Source organism: Bartonella sp. PS17NMGDW, from assembly GCF_042193555.1.
GTDB lineage: Bacteria > Pseudomonadota > Alphaproteobacteria > Rhizobiales > Rhizobiaceae > Bartonella > Bartonella grahamii.
Genome location: NZ_JBHILY010000003.1, coordinates 32,490 through 49,297, shown reverse-complemented (window position 1 = coordinate 49,297; position 16,808 = coordinate 32,490). Strand labels below are relative to the sequence as shown.

The window sequence follows — 16,808 nt, the reverse complement described above, 5'->3', positions numbered from 1 at the left end:
AATGTCATTTTTGTGTGACTCTGCTTTGCTACGAATAGTCAAACTTTAAACCCCAGTCGCTGATCCTCAAGCAGCTTGGCTTAAAGCAATAACAGAAACAGAAAACAAGCTATAGCGTGAATTATCTTATCATGCTGTAAAACATCACTCTTTGGGGGGGGATATCAGGTATGGGAAATTTTAAGCAGGGGGGGAGGATATATTGATCGTTGCATTTTTGCTTAATCAGAAATTAACCATAAGATTGCCTTTTGTTTTTTCGGCTGGAGCTCTCTAAAATTTTTTAAAAGGGTGTGTTCTTTTTCGCTGTATGTTTCTTGATCATGGTGTGGGGCATGTATTGAAAGATTTTCTTTTGTGGCAAGGTCTGCATAAAAAAAGTTCACGGGAATTTCTAGTTTTTGGGCGATTTCCAGTAAACATTTGGCACTTACACGATTGAAGCCTTTTTCGTATTTTTGGATTTGTTGAAAACTGACGCCTAAATGGCTCCCTAATGCTTTTTGGGAAAGTCCTATTGAAATGCGTCTGTGGCGAATTCTTTTGCCTATCAAAATGTCGATAAAATGTGGATTTTTAGTTGGCACTTCAAGCCCCCCTCCGGTTGCGAGCGCCCTCGCATTGGTATTCCGGGAGTCTGAAAGTACTGAGCTCTAGTCAGCTTTTTGCTTTTAGTGCTTAAAGCACCTGGACATAGCAAAATCTCCCGGAACCCCGGGATACCCACAAAAGTAGGCTCAATTGTACGCTCGGATTTAGGGCTTTTAGTTCCCTATTGATCGTTGCGTGGACGACCAAAATTACACTTTAAGTGATAAAGTAATTTCAGAAAATTGGCAAGAAAAATCAATATGTCATAAAACAGTATTGTTTGAGGGATGTGGTGATATCAGGTATGGGAAATTTTAGGCAGGGGGGGGGAGGATATATTGATCGTTGCATTTTTTCCTAATCAGAAATTAACCATAAGATTGCCTTTTGTTTTTTTGGCTGGAGGTCTCTAAAATTTTTTAAAAGGGTGTGTTCTTTTTCGCTATAGGTGCATTGATCATGGTGTGGGGCATGTATTGAAAGATTTTCTTTTGTGGCAATGTCTGCATAAAAAAAGTTCACGGGAATTTCTAGTTTTTGGGCGATTTCCAGTAAACATTTGGCACTTACACGATTGAAGCCTTTTTCGTATTTTTGGATTTGTTGAAAACTGACGCCTAAATGGCTTCCTAATGCTTTTTGGGAAAGTCCTATTGAAATGCGCCTGTAACGGATTCTTTTGCCTATCAAAATGTCGATAAAATTTGGATTTTTAGTTGGCACTTCAAGCCCCCCTCCGGTTGCGAGCGCCCTCGCATTGGTATTCCGGGAGTCTAAAAGTACTGAATCCGAGTCAGTTTTTTTGCTTTTAGTGCTTAAAGCACCTGGACATAGCAAAAACTCCCGGAAACTCAAGATATCCGCAAAGTGGGTTCGTTTTTACGCTAGAGCTTAGGGCTTGTCTTCCCTCTTGACCGTTGCGTAGACGACTAAAACACTTTTAAATTTGTAAAGTAATTTCAGTATATTGGCAAGAAAAATCAAAAATATTTTTTATTCTGTTATGCCATAAAACATCGCTCTTTTAGGGGGGAAGAGCTAGAATATTCATGATAGGGCTTGATTTGTTGAGTCTGAGGAAGTGCTGTCGTTTGAGGAGGGGTGTCTGAAGACTGTAAGGGGATTAGGCAAAAAGCTTTGTTCGTTTATAGACTATTGTTTATAGAGCAGCGTGGGGTGGTGAACCTTTCCTTTAGCTTTGTTCTGTAATAATGTAAAAGCGTAAAAATGTGAATCTGTAAAAGTGAAGTGGAGGATTTGTGGATTTATGCATTGTGCGTGTTTTGGGTCATGTTGGGCTTTTGTCTAGCATGGAATGTGGTGAGATAAATGGGGGGACGCATTTGTGAATGGAGCGGGGAAGTTGGGAGGAAGAGGGGTGTTAAGCGCGTTGGTTGGAGAAGAGTGTGTAAGGGAATATTTTAGGCTGGACTTAACTGCCTTGTCTGATGAAGTGCGTCTTTTGGGGGGTGGTGATAATTATATGAAGTGATCAGTAGTCCTCCCTTAGATAAGAAGCTGGATTGTTTACAGACCAGTGTTTACAAAGCGGTGTGCGGGGCGATAGTTTGGAAGTTTCGTTGGCTTACGTTCTGTAAAGATGTAAAAGCGTAAAAATGTGAATCTGTAAAAGTGAAGTGGAGGACTTATGGATTTATGCATTGTGCGTGTTTTGGGGTCATGTTGGGCTTTTGTCTGGCGGGGAATGGGGTGAGATAAATGGGGGAAAGAGTGCTGTGAATGGAGGGGAAGTTGGGAGGAAGAGGGGTGTTAAGTTGTTAAGTGTGTGATGGTGAAGCTTTGCTGGTGGGGCTGTGCTGGTGAGGGCTGTGCTGGTGAGGGCTGTGATGGTGGGGTTATAGGGGAGTTGCAGTTTTTATTTAAATAATGACAGTGTGCCTTTCTCTCCCTCTTGCTATAGGGCTTGTGAGGACCCATATTCTTTTTAGCACTACGGTTCTTCTTCATGTGGCATCATTTGCGGTGTTTTGTGGGGGGTGGTTGGTCCTTTGAAGATGTCTCTTTTGTGGAATGTTGGGGGAATTTAAAGTGCGGTGGTGGCTTGAGATTTAAGGAAAAAAAATGAACTTGGAAAAATATAGCGAACGCGTGCAGGGTTTTTTACAATCAGCACAAAGTGGTGCCCTTGCTTCTGATCATCAGCAGTTTTTGCCGGAGCATCTGTTGAAAGTGTTGTTAGACGATTCTCAAGGATTGGCAGCATCACTGATACAAAAAGCGGGTGGTGATCTTACTCTTATTCGAAAGGCGCTTAACGAAGCGCTTGATGCTTTGCCTAAAGTGCAAGGGGGAAATGGACAGCTCTATCTCTCTCAGCCGTTGGCAAAAGTCTTTAACATAGCGGAAGATCTGGCGAAAAAAGCTGGTGATCAATTTGTGACTGTGGAGCGTGTGTTGCAAGCGCTGATCATGGAAAAGACCGCAAAAACTGCTGATATTCTTACAAGCGGAGGGTTGACAGCGCAAGCGCTTAATGAGGCTATTAATGATTTGCGGAAGGGAAAAACAGCAACAAGCCCCCATGCCGAAAGCCAATATGATGCTTTGCAAAAATATGCTCGTGATTTGACAAAAGATGCCCGTGAAGGAAAACTGGATCCTGTTATTGGGCGGGAAGAGGAAATCCGCCGCACTATTCAGGTGCTTTCACGGCGGACCAAAAATAATCCTGTGCTTATTGGTGAACCAGGGGTGGGGAAAACAGCTATTGTGGAAGGGTTGGCATTGCGCATTGTTAATGGTGATGTGCCTGAAACCTTGCGTGATAAACAGCTTCATGCACTGGATATGGGAGCGCTTATCGCTGGTGCAAAATATCGTGGGGAATTCGAAGAGCGCCTTAAAGCGGTGCTGGCAGAGGTGCAAGCTGAAAATGGGCAGATCATTTTGTTTATCGATGAATTGCATAATCTCGTGGGGGCTGGAAAATCTGACGGGCCTATGGATGCTTCTAACTTGTTAAAGCCTGCTCTTGCACGCGGAGAGCTCCATTGTGTGGGGGCTACTACGCTCGATGAATATCGAAAATATGTTGAAAAAGACGCTGCTCTTGCACGCCGCTTTCAGCCTGTCTTTGTACCGGAACCCTCTTTAGAGGATACTATCTCTATTTTGCGCGGTATTAAAGAAAAATATGAACAACATCACAAAGTGCGCTTGGCAGATAGTGCACTGATTGCGGCGGCGCGTTTGTCTAACCGCTATATTACGGATCGTTTCTTGCCGGATAAAGCTATTGACCTTATCGATGAAGCGGCGGCGCGGTTGCGCATGCAGGTCGATTCAAAGCCGGAAGAACTCGATGCTGTTGATCGGCGTATTTTACAGTTGAAGATCGAACGGGAAGCTTTGAAAACAGATGTCGAGCCAACAGCAAAAGAACGTTTGAAAAATGTGCAGGAGGAACTGAAAACATTGGAACAACAGTCCGCTGAGATGACAACGGCTTGGCAGGCTGAGAAACAAAAATTAGGGCATGCTGCTGATTTGAAAAAACAACTCGAAGAAGCCCGTAATGCTTTGGCTATTGCACAACGTGACGGACAATTCCAACGCGCTGGAGAGCTCGCTTATAGTGTTATCCCTGAACTCGAAAAACAATTGAGTATCGCGGAAAATGATGATCAACAAAATCATCTCGTTGAAGAGACGGTTACTGCTGAACATGTGGCACGGATTGTTTCGCGCTGGACCGGTATTCCTGTTGATCGGATGCTGGAGGCAGAACGGGAGGCGCTGTTGCGGATGGAAGATGAAATTAGCAAACGTGTGATTGGGCAGGGAGAGGCTGTGCAAGCTGTTTCTCGCGCGGTACGTCGTGCGCGCGCAGGGTTGCAAGATCCCAATCGCCCGCTTGGCTCTTTCATGTTTTTGGGTCCTACCGGTGTGGGAAAAACCGAATTAACTAAAGCACTTGCCGCTTTTCTGTTCCAAGACTCCAATGCCATGTTGCGCATCGATATGTCTGAATATATGGAAAAGCATGCTGGGGCGCGGCTGATTGGGGCGCCGCCTGGATATGTTGGATATGAAGAGGGTGGGGTGCTGACGGAAGCTGTACGTAGAAGACCTTACCAGGTCATTCTATTCGACGAAATTGAAAAAGCACATCCGGATATTTTTAATCTCTTGTTGCAAGTGCTTGATGAGGGACGTTTGACCGATAGTCAAGGACGTACTGTCGATTTTCGCAATACCTTGCTGATTATGACTTCTAATCTTGGTGCTGAATTTTTAACCGCTTTGCCTGAAGGACAAACAACCGATCAGGCAAAAAATGATGTTATGAATGTCGTGAAAGCGGCTTTCCGTCCGGAGTTTTTAAACCGTATTGATGAGATTATTCTCTTTCAAAGGCTGCAACGTCACGATATGGAAGCGATCGTCGATATTCAGATAGAACATTTGCAAAATTTGCTCAATGAACGCAAAATAACTTTGCATATCGAACCAGAGGTGAGGAAATTTCTTGCCGATAAAGGCTATGATCCTCTCTATGGTGCACGTCCGCTTAAACGGATTATCCAAAAAGAAATTCAAGACCCACTGGCGGAAAATATCTTGTTTGGAAAAATTCACGATGAAACAACGGTGAGAATTATAAAACAAGGCGATCGGTTGGAATTTTTGCCTGAAGATTAAGTGTGGAGAAATTCACGCTATAAAGAGCGGTGATAATCCTATTATGTGATAAAACACCGCTCTTTGAGGCGTGCTGATTTAGAAAATTCACGATGAGACAGCGGTGTTTTATTGCAAAGCAAAGGGAGTGGTCGGTTTTTTTGCATGTTAAATGAGCGTTCTCGAATATCGTAGGATTCTTTTACTTCTGTTTGTCGTGAAAGCTATTTTCTTGCAATGTTATAAGTGAAGTCACAAGCGGGATTGCTTTATTGCTTTATTGCTTTGTGCGTAAAAGCGTTAAAGAGAAATGCCGTTTATTCGCCGTAAAATATTGCTCTTTGAGGGGGCTGATCTGTGGCATGGGGGATTTTAGACGAAGATATTTTGACGATGGGTTGGAGTTTTGCTGTTTAAGCAAAAGGTGGAGGATGCGTAAAATGCACTGCTCTCTCATTTTTTTCGGTGATATGCGTTTTTCTGCTTTAAAATTTTGCTAAAAGTTTTTTAAAACTGTTTGATTGATTGCACTCTTGTTAGTGGCTCGTAGATAATGAAGCATGATTATCTGCACAATCAAGTTTGCTCTTTTGTAGTTTTTTAATCAAGATAAAGACTTAAAAAACAAGACCCTAACTTGTTTTGGTTAAAATTTTCGCTATTCGTTGTTATAAAAGCAAGTTTAAGTGAAGGTGTATATTAAAAATATCATCTATATCTTAATTTACTTTACTTTACTTATTTACCAATAAACTATAATATGGTAAATACTAAGTAAAACAAAAAGATAATGAACTTTTTTCAAGAGTTTTAATAAAAACTGTATTTGGATTTATTGATAAAAAGGATCATTTGAAATTTAAGCGGGGGGTATAATCTCATGAAATTAGCCACAAACAAGGAATTAATTAACAGCTGGTTTGCAAAGGAAGTTAAGAGTTACAATTGGCATATTCCAGAAGGCTTAAAGGATTTCTATGAGGATAGGAAAGATTCGTTAATAAGTGATGATAAGCTTCAACAGGAAATTTTGGACTTTTTAATACGGGATATGCCGTTAACACCGGACGATTCCAATCCATTAAAGATGTTTCTTGAACAAGGCTTTTCTTTTAGGGAGAAGCAAGGGGAGAGAATTTCTGATACTATTAGAGGTGAGCATTGGATACCTGTTAAAAGTGGAGAAAGCGTTGATCCATTTAAAGTGAATGATCCAGAAATTGACGCATCATCTATACCGGACAAACGAGAAAATACCCATACATTTACGATGACGTGTGATCGAAGAGAGCGTGCTTTTAGAGAAGAGTATGGGCTGGACAATCTTTTAGAAGAGATTAGATCGTCTGTCAGAGAGCAGGATAATAGTGAGAGTTACAATTGGTTAGAAAAGCTTATTGATCGTGCATTAAACAGTGAAGTTGCACCGTTACAAGAAACACAAGAAATCTACATTCCAGACATTCGTGATCTTCGTTTAGATGAAAAATCATATGAGCTCGCTATAAAAATCATTCGACAAGCAGTCGGATGTCTTGGGATTCGCTCACGTTTGTACAATGCTTGTTATTTTCAAAAAGCTTGTTCTTTGCGTGATCTTGTATTCATTTTTGTCAGCAATGCTCAATTTGATATAAATGATCAAGTTCTTAACGAAGTCATGAATATGTCGACAGTTGATGACGCTAAAAATAACCTTTTAAAAGTACAAAATTTTGGTGAGAGAAATAGCGATGTTATTGGTCTTGCCATGTCAAAAAAAGCGATATCTATCGATGACTTAAAAATAAAAGGGTATAGCGAGTTTGATCCAAACAATTTGCGCACGAATATCTTTTTTCATATTTCGCAATCGTCATTATTTCGTCCGTTTGAAACAATGATTGTTTTTAAAGCAGGGACTGATGATCAGATTGAAAAAACAATAAAAAGGTATGAAGTCGCTAATGACATGAAGTTAAAAGAAGAAGCAGAGAAAGAAGCTTTAAAAAGAGTGAAAGTGCTATAAAAAGACTAATTGAGGCATTCAAAAGTCACTGGAAAATTATAAGTGACAACAAAAATGCAGCTGATTATCCTAGTCTGCCGTAAAACATTGCTCTTTGAAGGGGTGTGGTGTGCTAGAATATTTGAGGGCAGAGCTTGAGTTATTGAGCCTGATGAAGTGCTGTTGTTTGAGGGGAAGCTGGTTTGAATTTGACTTAAGGGGGGGATATGAATGGAATAACGTTGATCGTTGCGCTGTTGCTTAATCAGAAATTAGCCACAAGATTGCTTTTTGTTTTTTCGCTTTGAGCTCTCTAAAGTTTTTTAAAAGTGCGTGTTCTTTTTCGCTATAGGTTTCTTGATTGTGGTGTGAGGCATTTTCTTTTGTGGGAAGATCTTCTTTTGTGGCAATATCTGCATAAAAAAAGTTCATAGGAACTTCTAGTTTTTGAGCGATTTCCAGTAAACATTTGGCACTTACACGGTTTAAGCCTTTTTCGTATTTTTGGATTTGTTGAAAACTGACACCTAAATGGCTCCCTAATTCTTTTTGGGAAAGCCCTATTGAAATGCGTCTGTGACGGATTCTTTTGCCTATCAAAATGTCGATAAAATGTGGATTTTTAGTTGGCACTTCAAGCCCCCCTCCGGTTGCGAGCGCCCTCGCATTGGTATTCCGGGAGTTAAAAACACTGACTTGACTCAGCTTTTTGCTTTTAGTGCCAAAGCACCTGGACATAGCAAAATCTCCCGGAATTCCGGGATACCCGCAAAGCGGGATAAATTTATGTGTCAAGTCTTCGGGTTTTTAATCCCTATTGATCGTTGCGTAGACGACCAAAATTACACTTTAAGTGATAAAGTAATTTCAGAAGATTAGCAAGAAAAATCAAAATAATCTCAAAGACTATAAAATTGGGTACTTTTTAAAAAAGTGCGAAATATGGATTTTTGGTTGGCACTTCAAGCCCCCCGCTGGGGGCGAGCGCCCTCGCATTGGTATTCCGGGAGCCTGAAAGCACTGACCTCGAATCAGCATTTTGCTTTTAGTGCTCATCGCACCTGGACATAGCAAAATCTCCCGGAATTCCGGGACACCCACAAAAGTGGGTTCATTCTTATGTATCGAGGTTTCGGGCTTTCAGTTCTCTATTGATCGTCGCGTATACGACCAAAATTACACTTTAAGTTAAAGTAATTTCAGAAAATTGGCAAGAAAAATCAAAAATTTTCTATTCTATTGTGCCGTAAAACACGGCTCTTTGAGGGGGGGTGAAGAGCTAGAATATTTGAGGGCAGGGCTTGATTTATTGAGCCTGATGAAGTGTTGTCGTTTGAGGGGGGTGTCTGAAGACTGTAAGGGTACTAGGCAAAAAGCTTTGTTCGTTTACAGACCCGTGTTTACAGAGCAGTGCGGAGTGGTGGTTTGGAAGTTTCGTTTGGCTTTATTCTGTGAATGTGTAAAAGCGTAAAAACGTATATCCGTAAAATGATGCGAAAGATTTATGGATTTATGTATAGTTAAGCTGATTTTAAATTTAAAGTACTAGGTTATTCAGCAGGTAAAGCAGAACTTCCTAGTTTAGACAAAAAGACTAATACTGTACAAACAGTTCTGTATTTTGATGATAAAAAAGTTCTATTTGTCATAGCAAGAACAGCTATTCGAGATTTTTTGATATTGTCTCTAAATTTGGAACCACCAGTCAAAATATGGGCCTAATTTTATCAGTAAAATTAACTAAATCTAGTAACGATAATAGAGCTTACTATGTAATAAAATACACGGTATTGCTAATGAGACTTGACTTTAAAATAAGAATGCAAGTTCAATTTTCTAATCCAGAAACAAAAAACTTATGAGTTTAAAGATTATGAAATTGTAAACAGATGTTTTAATGGTGAAAAAATTTATTAATTTATTACAAGAAAAAATAGATGATACAAGTTATACTTGTCACCTTATTATAAAAATAAGCCCTCTGCGGGAACAGAGGGCTTCAATAGCGGAAAAAATTCTCAACATTGGGGTAAACAATGTCAAAAAAACTGATCTGCAAAACTTAAAAAAACGTATAAATTATGCACATTCATATCTTAGTACTTCATTAGGTATAAAGGCGATGGAGGAAATCGCACCTTCGGAAACCGTCACTACTAAGAATGTGTGTGAAGCTAGCAGAGAATTAAAAAAATGGCAAGCAGAAAAAAAGTTTAAACAAAAAAAGAAAACTTTGCTGTTTGTGCCCATAAATATAATGAATCAATTCCAAATAGTGCTTTTTATTTTAAAGCGTATCCAGAAACTGAAAATCAGTTAATTCACTACAATAAATATAATAACTAATTTAAAAAGAAATATTGTTAAAGAGAGCAGTGCTAAAAGACTGATTTAAAAAATAATTTCTCAAAAGCTGAAGATGATATCATAAAAGATATGGTTTAAAGACATTTTATTAAAAAAGGATACTTTAAAAAAATACGATACTTTACCAAGCCCTGTAATGAACAATTTATCGGAAATTACAAAAGCAACTTTTTTAACACCTACTTTAGAATTAAATGATGATGAGATATTAAGAAATGCATATAAAGGTGGCTTTGTTTTTTTAATCAAGACAGGGGGACATATATATAATGGAATTGAAGTATATGATGTTAACAGTATGTACCCAGCTATGATGTTAAAACTGTTACCTATAAGTAATTCTATCTACAAAAAAGACGAAATATTCACCAATTCATATTGGGCATGTTTTTTGTCATGGTATGGAGGAGTGAGAAGGATTGGGGGAAGTGTTTTCGTGAATGGAGGGGAAAGTTTAGAGGAAGAGGGGTGTTCAGTTGTTAAGTGTGTGATGGGAGAGAAAAAGGGGAATGGAGAATGAAGAGAGTGCGCATGGATAGGAGGAGAGTGTGGGTAAGGCGGGTATTGCAAAGAGATGCGTGAAGGATGGTGGTTTAAGGAGAGAGGGCTTGATTTGTTGAGCCTGACGAAGTGCTGTCGTTTGAGGAGTGGTTGGGTGTAAGCTTTATTTTGTGGGGAAAGCTGCTTTTTGACGTGGGATTGTAGACTAGTTCTGGTTGGGAATTTTCATTCTTTGAGACGTGGGCTGGAAGTCAATATAATAATATAGCAGATTTTGATCTCATAATTTTTACATTCTTTCTTTTTTAAAGCAAATAAGAAAGAAAAATTAATATATTACTTGATATTGGTCTAAATGCTTATATCAAGAGGAGTATTTCTTTAAAAATTTTCACTTAACTTATTAAGTGATTTATTAGAATAAAAGACTCTTCTGAAGTTCATATCACCAATTGTATCGAAGGAAGTGTAACTTTAAGTGTAGAAAAGTTTAACATTGGATGGTTGGTATGAATTTATTTTTAAAAAAGAGTCCTTTAGCTCTTTTTTGCTCTCTCTTTATTTCTAAAGTTGGTGATTATGCTTATGAAGTTGTTTTTGTTTTACTGGTCTTAGAATTAACAGATAACACCTTTTTTATAGGTCTTGTGTATTTTTTTCGATTTATCCCTTTTCTCTTTTTTGGCCCTATAGGAGGTTGGTTAGCGGATAATTTTTCTTTGAAGAAAAATATGATCTTAAGTGAAGTTGTTAGATTATTAGCTTCATTATTCGTTTTTATAACCACTATAACAGGTACGGCACATATCATTGTTCTTATTGTTGCAGCAATATGTACAACGATAGGAAGAAGTATTTTCCAACCAAGTTTTCAAGCTGCTATTCCCAGAATGTTTTCAATAAAAGATCTTACAAAGGCCAATAGCATTGCTCAAATTATCATGGAAACTGCAGCCGTCATTGGACCTTTGGTTTGTTCCCTACTGCTTTTTTTAGCAAATAAATCGGCAGTACTCATTTTTGATTTTTTTACCTATTTTATATCTATTATCGTGTTATTTAATCTCATGAATTTAAATTCAAGCGAGAATAAATCATTCAATTTTATAAAAATTTATCGAGAAACAGCTTCATATCTTAAATATATTTCTACTGAAAATAAACATTTATTTATTACGCTGGTTGGATCGTCGTTTGCTATTCTCTTTACGGGTGCTATTTTAAGATTTTTAATTCCAGCTTTTGTTCTCTCTATAGGGGGAGAGGAGAGCCTTGTGAGTTATATTTTTTCTCTCATGGCTGTTGGAACTATTGTTGGTGGTTTGTTATATCATAAAATTATATTAAATATTACATCGTTGAAGCTCATGGTATTTTGGCTTCTTTATGGGGTTATTCTGTTTGTTATGCCCTTAGCTGCAGAAATTTATTTAAAATTCCTTCTCGTGTTAGCGTTTGTTTTAGGATTTATTGGTGCCTTTGTGGATATTGGTTTAGTTTCAGCTATTCAATTATATTCTCGTCGTGAAGATTTTGGTAAGAGTTTTGGAACCTTTTCAACTTTAGCGAACTCTGCGGAAGCAATGTCTGGCTTTATTGCTGGATTTTTGGCGCTTGTGGGATTGTTAAGCTCTTTTTTAGCGATGTCTGCCTTCATTATTTCCACGGGAATGATTGGCGTTGTAAAAATTAAGAAAAATAAAGAGTTAACACCTCTTAACACGACAGTCGATGACGACCATTGATATATTTGATATCTCCATGCCGTTTCTTTTTTCTAAAGACGGTTCGTTCATTATCTTATTCATGAGGTAAAAACACCGCTCTTTGAAGGGGGTGATCTGAAACGAAAGAGTGGGCATTGGTGGAAACTTGCTAGGCAAGCATTTGAATTCTTTACAGACCTTTGTTTATAGAGTGGTACGGGGTGGTAAACCTTTCCTTGGCTTTGTTCTGTAATGATGTAAAAGCGTAAAAATGTGTCTGTGAGAAAGGAGTAGAGGGGTTATGTATTGTGCGTGTTTTTTGTCATGATATGGAGGGGTGAGAAGGATTGGGGGAAAGTGTCTTCGTGAATGGAGGGGAAATGAAGGGTGCTGTGGGTTGGTTTATGTAATGCAACACTCCATGAAAGTAAGTATACATGTACTATATGTATACTACATTCTTTACATGTGTTTTTTCGTACTTTTAACATATATATTTTGTGTCTTAAACATAAGCTTTGAGTACTATGAGAGATGGTGGTCGTTTTTTTAATAAGCGAGAAAGTGATTAACGAATGCTTGATTGTAAAGCAGTATGTTGTTAAGGCTATTCTTTGAAAGGATGCTCTTATTTCTGGTGTAGGAGCTTCTCAGGAGAGAATGCAATTAATAGGGGAGTTAAGATGTCAAAATATTTATTTCCGTTACCGCTTGTATTGGTGGCTGGTTGTGCATCTATCAATAATTATTCATCAAGTTATGTCAGTCCAAATATTACGCAAGATGATGTAAAATTAATTGCTAACGATTTTGTTCATAATCTTAAAAAACCTTTACCGCCCGCTACAACAACACTTGTTGTGAAAAAAAATAAAACAGGAGACAACTTTACTCCCGTATTTATTGATCTGTTGCGACGGAATGGATATAATGTGATCTATACAGATCAACCAAACAAACAGCAAAATGGTGTAATCTTGACTTATCAAATAACGCCAATAAAGATAGGTATCATGTCTATGGTTTCTTATGATGAGGCTGGAGTAACGCGTTATTATGTCCGTACTTATAATAGATGAAACGCCTTTACCGGTTTGTCTCAAAGAAGTAGATAATGAAGAAATGTGTTTCAGGGGAAATGTTGGGATTGAATTAATCAATAAAAATTTACAGATGTGAAAATTACATATTCAGCCGACAATTATCCGTCGTCTCGTTTACAATTTCAGTATTGTAATGAGAAGAGATATCGTTTTATCTGTTTGCAATTCTTCATGTTCTGTCTCAGTTATATAGCGCTTTTATCGTTTCTGTCTTATAGAAAATTACTTTCTGTTCTACGGCTCTATATACCAATTTAATAGTCAGATCTAAACAATCAAATTCATATGAACTCTTTACGGAAATCTGTTGTTTGAGATTGTTGAAAGGTGTTTTGTTTTTATCAAATTGTCGCGTGGTGGTTTGGGAGTTTCATTTGGATGCGTTCTGTGAAGATGTAAAAGCGTAAAAACGTTGATCTGTAAAAGTGAAGCGAAAAACTTATGGATTTATGTATTGTGCGTGTTTTTTGTCATGGTATAATGATAAATCCATTGAGCACTCCTATCTTTACGCTTATGAAGAAGCAAGTCGGTATCATCATTATATTTGCTAGCTCGTGGGTGTTGGCTACAGCCTTTGGCACTTGAGACGGTTCATAAGAGCTATTTTTATTCCTTTCTTAATCGTTTTTTTTATCCACACGGGCTCTTGTGAATGGAGCGGAGAAAGCTGGGATGAAGAGGGGTGTTAAGCGTGTTGACTGGAGAAGAGCTTGTGGGAAATATTTTAGGGCAGGGCTTATCTGTCTTGTCTGATGAAATAGCCTTCTTTGAGGTGTGGGATAGCCATATGAAATAATCAGCAGGGGAATTTGATAGACGAGAAATCAGATTGTTTCAGACCCGTGTTTACAGAGCGGTGCGGAGTGGTGGTTTGGGAGTTTCGTTTGGCTTACGTTCTGTAAAGATGTAAAAGCGTAAAAACGTTGATCTGTAAAATGATGCGGAGGATTTGTGCTTTGTGTATTGTGCGTGTTTTTTGTCATGGTATAATGATAAATCCATTGAGCACTCCTATCTTTACGCTTATGAAGAAGCAAGTCGGTATCATCATTATATTTGCTAGCTCGTGGGTGTTGGCTACAGCCTTTGGCACTTGAGACGGTTCATAAGAGCCATTTTTATTCCTTTCTTAATCGTTTTTTATCCATACGGGCTCTCCCCTGCTTTTGACGTGCAAGCGAGTGATTTTGATTGATTCAACATGGGAGAGATTTGAAATGAGAGAATCTTACGATGTTTGGAACTCTCAATCAGTATCAATAACGCTAAATTATTTCTTATAAATCAATATATTGTCATGGTGTCGAGGGGTGAGAAGGATTGGGGAGGTGAAGAGTGTGTGAATGGAGGGAAATGAAGAGTGCTGTTCGTGTGTTGGCTAGAGAGAAGAGTTTGGGAATAGCTGTGAATAGATTGCAGGGGTGATGTTGTAAAGAGGGGATGTGTAAAGAGGTGTGAAGAGAGAAAAATCGTGGTTGGCTTTTATATTCTATGCGAAATTTAACAATTATATTTGCGTCTATATTTGTATGGGGGATATCCGTGAAATGGGTGTGAGAAGCATTGAGAAATGTTTTTTTAATAAGTGGGTGAATGAGAAATACAATAATAATCCTATTTAGGGGCACTCCTATTAGGGGCAATCCTGTTTTAGCTCTTGTTGTTTTGGACATTGTGTTTTTTATGAGAGGTGTTTTGATGGATGTGGATTCCTTAAAGAAAAATACAAAAATATCAAAAGAAAAATATAAAAACTTGACAAGGTAAATGTAAAAAGGTATCATAATGATACAATCGGAATTGTGCGTTTAAATCAGAAGAGATCTCTTGATAAAATTCTGTGAGAGGGGTGGGGATGTTTTTCCAAGGTTTTGGTGTTTGTTATCCTATGATGTTGTAAACCGGTGCTGTAAACCGTTTTTTGAGATGTGGTGGTATCAGGCGGGAAAGGCTTTAGGCAGAGGGGATATTGGCGAGGGATGTCGCTAGGTGCGCTTTTGTCTAATCTGAAATTAACCACAAAATTGCTTTTTGTTTTTTCGGCTGGAGCTCTCTAAAGTTTTTCAAAAGGGCGTGTTCTTTTTCGCTGTATGTGTCTTGATCGTGGTGTAAGAGAGTTCTTTTTGTGGGAATATCTTCTTTTGTAGCAATATCAGTATAAAAAAAGGTAATAGGGACTTCTAGGATGTTGGCGATTTCGAGCAAACATCCTGCGCTTACACGATTTAAACCTTTTTCGTATTTCTGGATTTGTTGGAAACTGACACCTAAATGGCTTCCTAATTCCTTTTGAGAAAGTCCCATTGAAATTCTTCTATAACGGATTTTTTTACCTATTGAAATGTCGTTGAAATGTGAATTCTTAATTTGCACTTCAAGCTCCCCTCCGGTTGCGAGCGCCCTCGCATTGGTATTCCGGGAGTAGTAAAGTACTGAGCTCTAGTCAGCATTTTTGCTTTTAGTGCTTATCACACCTGGACATAGCAAAATCTCCCGGAATCCCGGGACACCCACAAAGTGGGATAAATTTATGTACTGAGCGTTCGGGCTTTCAAATCCCTATTTGACCGTTGCGTGGACAATCAAAAACACAAGTTAATTCATAAAGTAGTTTCAGAAGATTGGCAAGAAAATTAAAATGTTTTCTAGTTTGTTATACTGTCAAAATAGGATTGTTTGGGGGCGGTGATAACCATATGAAATAATCAGCAGGGGAATCTGATAGACGAGAAATCAGATTGTTTCAGACCCGTGTTTACAGAGCGGTGCGGGGTGGTGGATATTTCGTTTGGCTTACGTTCTGTAATGATGTAAAAGCGTAAAAATGTGAATCTGTAAAAGTGAAACGGAGGATTTGTACTTTGTGTATGCTTTTATCATGGTATGGAATGTGGTCAGAGAACCAGGAGAGATGCATTTGTGAGTGGAGCGGGAAAAGCTGGGATGAAGAGGGGTGTTAAGTGCGTTGACTGGAGAAAAGTGTGTGAAGGAATATTTTAGGGCAGGGCTTATCTGTCTTGTCTGATGAAACTGCATTCTTTGAGGTGTCGTGATCCGAAGCTTATATTTTAAGGGTGTTGGATATATTGGTGAGGGATGTCGATAGGTGCGCTTTTGTTTAATCAGAAATCAACCACAAAATTGCTTTTTGTTTTTTCGGCTGGAGCTCTCTAAAGTTTTTCAAAAGGGCGTGTTCTTTTTCGCTATAGGTGTCTTGATCGTGGTGTAAGAGAGTTCTTTTTGTGGGAATATCTTCTTCTGCAAAAATATCAGTATAAAAAAAGGTAATAGGAACTGCTAGTTTTTTAGCAATTTCGAGCAAACATCCTGCGCTTACACGATTTAAACCTTTTTCGTATTTCTGGATTTGTTGGAAACTGACGCCTAAATGGCTTCCTAATTCCTTTTGAGAAAGTCCCATTGAAATTCTTCTATAACGGATTTTTTTACCTATTGAAATGTCGTTGAAATGTGAATTCTTAATTTGCACTTCAAGCTCCCCTCCGGTTGCGAGCGCCCTCGCATTGGTATTCCGGGAGTAGTAAAGTACTGAGCTCTAGTCAGCATTTTTGCTTTTAGTGCTTATCACACCTGGACATAGCAAAATCTCCCGGAATCCCGGGACACCCACAAAGTGGGTTCATTCTTACGCTAGAGCTTAGGGCTTTACTATCCCTTATTGATCGCTGCGTAGACGACCAAAATATCCTTTGAGTGATAAAGTAATTTCAAGGGATTGGCAAGAACAATTAAAAGATTTGGAAAATGAGAGCATTTTTTTGTATCTTAAAAATTATCTCATTATCTTCTTATGCCTTATGCTGTAAAATATTGTCATTTGGGGTAGGGTGAGATGGGGGCATTAGAGGCAAGGATATGCCGTCGATGGACCTTCAAGCGTATCAATTT

General features: G+C 38.5%; 12 protein-coding genes. 7 read left to right on the top strand and 5 right to left on the bottom strand.

The genetic code is table 11. The features are described from left to right. Positions 1 to 221 precede the first annotated feature (221 nt). The gene (locus ACFIJK_RS02815; RefSeq protein WP_375626348.1) at positions 222 to 587 is read right to left on the bottom strand and encodes a helix-turn-helix domain-containing protein; all 366 of its coding nucleotides are present in this window, start codon (positions 585 to 587) and stop codon (positions 222 to 224) included. Positions 588 to 948: 361 nt separating this feature from the next. Beyond that, positions 949 to 1,314, bottom strand: a complete 366-nt coding sequence (locus ACFIJK_RS02810; protein WP_375626346.1) for a helix-turn-helix domain-containing protein — start codon at positions 1,312 to 1,314, stop codon at positions 949 to 951. A 622-nt stretch (positions 1,315 to 1,936) separates the two neighbouring features. Here ACFIJK_RS02810 and ACFIJK_RS02805 point away from each other — a divergent pair. From ACFIJK_RS02805 to ACFIJK_RS02795, 3 genes are all read left to right on the top strand, one after another. Beyond that, a complete protein-coding gene (locus ACFIJK_RS02805) occupies positions 1,937 to 2,083 on the top strand; it encodes a hypothetical protein (protein ID WP_375625376.1) in 147 nt (48 codons plus the stop codon). Positions 2,084 to 2,673: 590 nt separating this feature from the next. Further along, positions 2,674 to 5,253 carry an ATP-dependent chaperone ClpB gene (gene clpB, locus ACFIJK_RS02800; protein ID WP_375626345.1) on the top strand — a complete coding sequence of 860 codons (2,580 nt, stop codon included), beginning with the start codon at positions 2,674 to 2,676 and terminating at the stop codon, positions 5,251 to 5,253. A gap of 859 nt (positions 5,254 to 6,112) precedes the next feature. Beyond that, complete coding sequence (locus ACFIJK_RS02795; protein WP_375626343.1) at positions 6,113 to 7,240, top strand: hypothetical protein; 1,128 nt, start codon at positions 6,113 to 6,115, stop codon at positions 7,238 to 7,240. 240 nt (positions 7,241 to 7,480) lie between these two features. Here the strand turns inward: ACFIJK_RS02795 and ACFIJK_RS02790 are convergent, their stop codons facing one another. Next, a complete protein-coding gene (locus ACFIJK_RS02790) occupies positions 7,481 to 7,852 on the bottom strand; it encodes a helix-turn-helix domain-containing protein (RefSeq protein WP_375626652.1) in 372 nt (123 codons plus the stop codon). Between the two features lie 1,264 nt (positions 7,853 to 9,116). Between ACFIJK_RS02790 and ACFIJK_RS02785 the strand changes: the two genes are divergently transcribed. The 4 genes from ACFIJK_RS02785 to ACFIJK_RS02770 all read left to right on the top strand — a co-directional run bounded on the left by ACFIJK_RS02785 (position 9,117) and on the right by ACFIJK_RS02770 (position 12,872). Beyond that, positions 9,117 to 9,539 carry a hypothetical protein gene (locus ACFIJK_RS02785; RefSeq protein WP_375625381.1) on the top strand — a complete coding sequence of 141 codons (423 nt, stop codon included), beginning with the start codon at positions 9,117 to 9,119 and terminating at the stop codon, positions 9,537 to 9,539. A 114-nt stretch (positions 9,540 to 9,653) separates the two neighbouring features. After that, the gene (locus ACFIJK_RS02780; RefSeq protein WP_375626650.1) at positions 9,654 to 10,106 is read left to right on the top strand and encodes a DNA polymerase; all 453 of its coding nucleotides are present in this window, start codon (positions 9,654 to 9,656) and stop codon (positions 10,104 to 10,106) included. A 490-nt stretch (positions 10,107 to 10,596) separates the two neighbouring features. Next, entirely contained in the window at positions 10,597 to 11,832 is a 1,236-nt protein-coding gene (locus ACFIJK_RS02775; RefSeq protein WP_375625382.1) for an MFS transporter, read from the top strand. Positions 11,833 to 12,476: 644 nt separating this feature from the next. After that, positions 12,477 to 12,872 carry a hypothetical protein gene (locus ACFIJK_RS02770; protein ID WP_375626341.1) on the top strand — a complete coding sequence of 132 codons (396 nt, stop codon included), beginning with the start codon at positions 12,477 to 12,479 and terminating at the stop codon, positions 12,870 to 12,872. Between the two features lie 2,028 nt (positions 12,873 to 14,900). Here ACFIJK_RS02770 and ACFIJK_RS02765 read toward each other — a convergent pair. Together ACFIJK_RS02765 and ACFIJK_RS02760 are read right to left on the bottom strand one after the other, a co-directional pair. After that, positions 14,901 to 15,272, bottom strand: coding sequence for a helix-turn-helix domain-containing protein (locus tag ACFIJK_RS02765; RefSeq protein WP_375626339.1), 372 nt, complete (start codon positions 15,270 to 15,272; stop codon positions 14,901 to 14,903). A gap of 745 nt (positions 15,273 to 16,017) precedes the next feature. Further along, entirely contained in the window at positions 16,018 to 16,389 is a 372-nt protein-coding gene (locus ACFIJK_RS02760) for a helix-turn-helix domain-containing protein (RefSeq protein WP_375626337.1), read from the bottom strand. Positions 16,390 to 16,808: the final 419 nt, after the last annotated feature.

Excerpts from the sequence above, each read along its gene's own strand:
- clpB (WP_375626345.1), top strand. The coding sequence starts at position 2,674 with ATGAACTTGGAAAAATATAGCGAACGCGTGCAGGGTTTTTTACAATCA.
- ACFIJK_RS02795 (WP_375626343.1), top strand. The coding sequence starts at position 6,113 with ATGAAATTAGCCACAAACAAGGAATTAATTAACAGCTGGTTTGCAAAG.
- ACFIJK_RS02785 (WP_375625381.1), top strand. The coding sequence starts at position 9,117 with ATGGTGAAAAAATTTATTAATTTATTACAAGAAAAAATAGATGATACA.
- ACFIJK_RS02775 (WP_375625382.1), top strand. The coding sequence starts at position 10,597 with ATGAATTTATTTTTAAAAAAGAGTCCTTTAGCTCTTTTTTGCTCTCTC.
- ACFIJK_RS02770 (WP_375626341.1), top strand. The coding sequence starts at position 12,477 with ATGTCAAAATATTTATTTCCGTTACCGCTTGTATTGGTGGCTGGTTGT.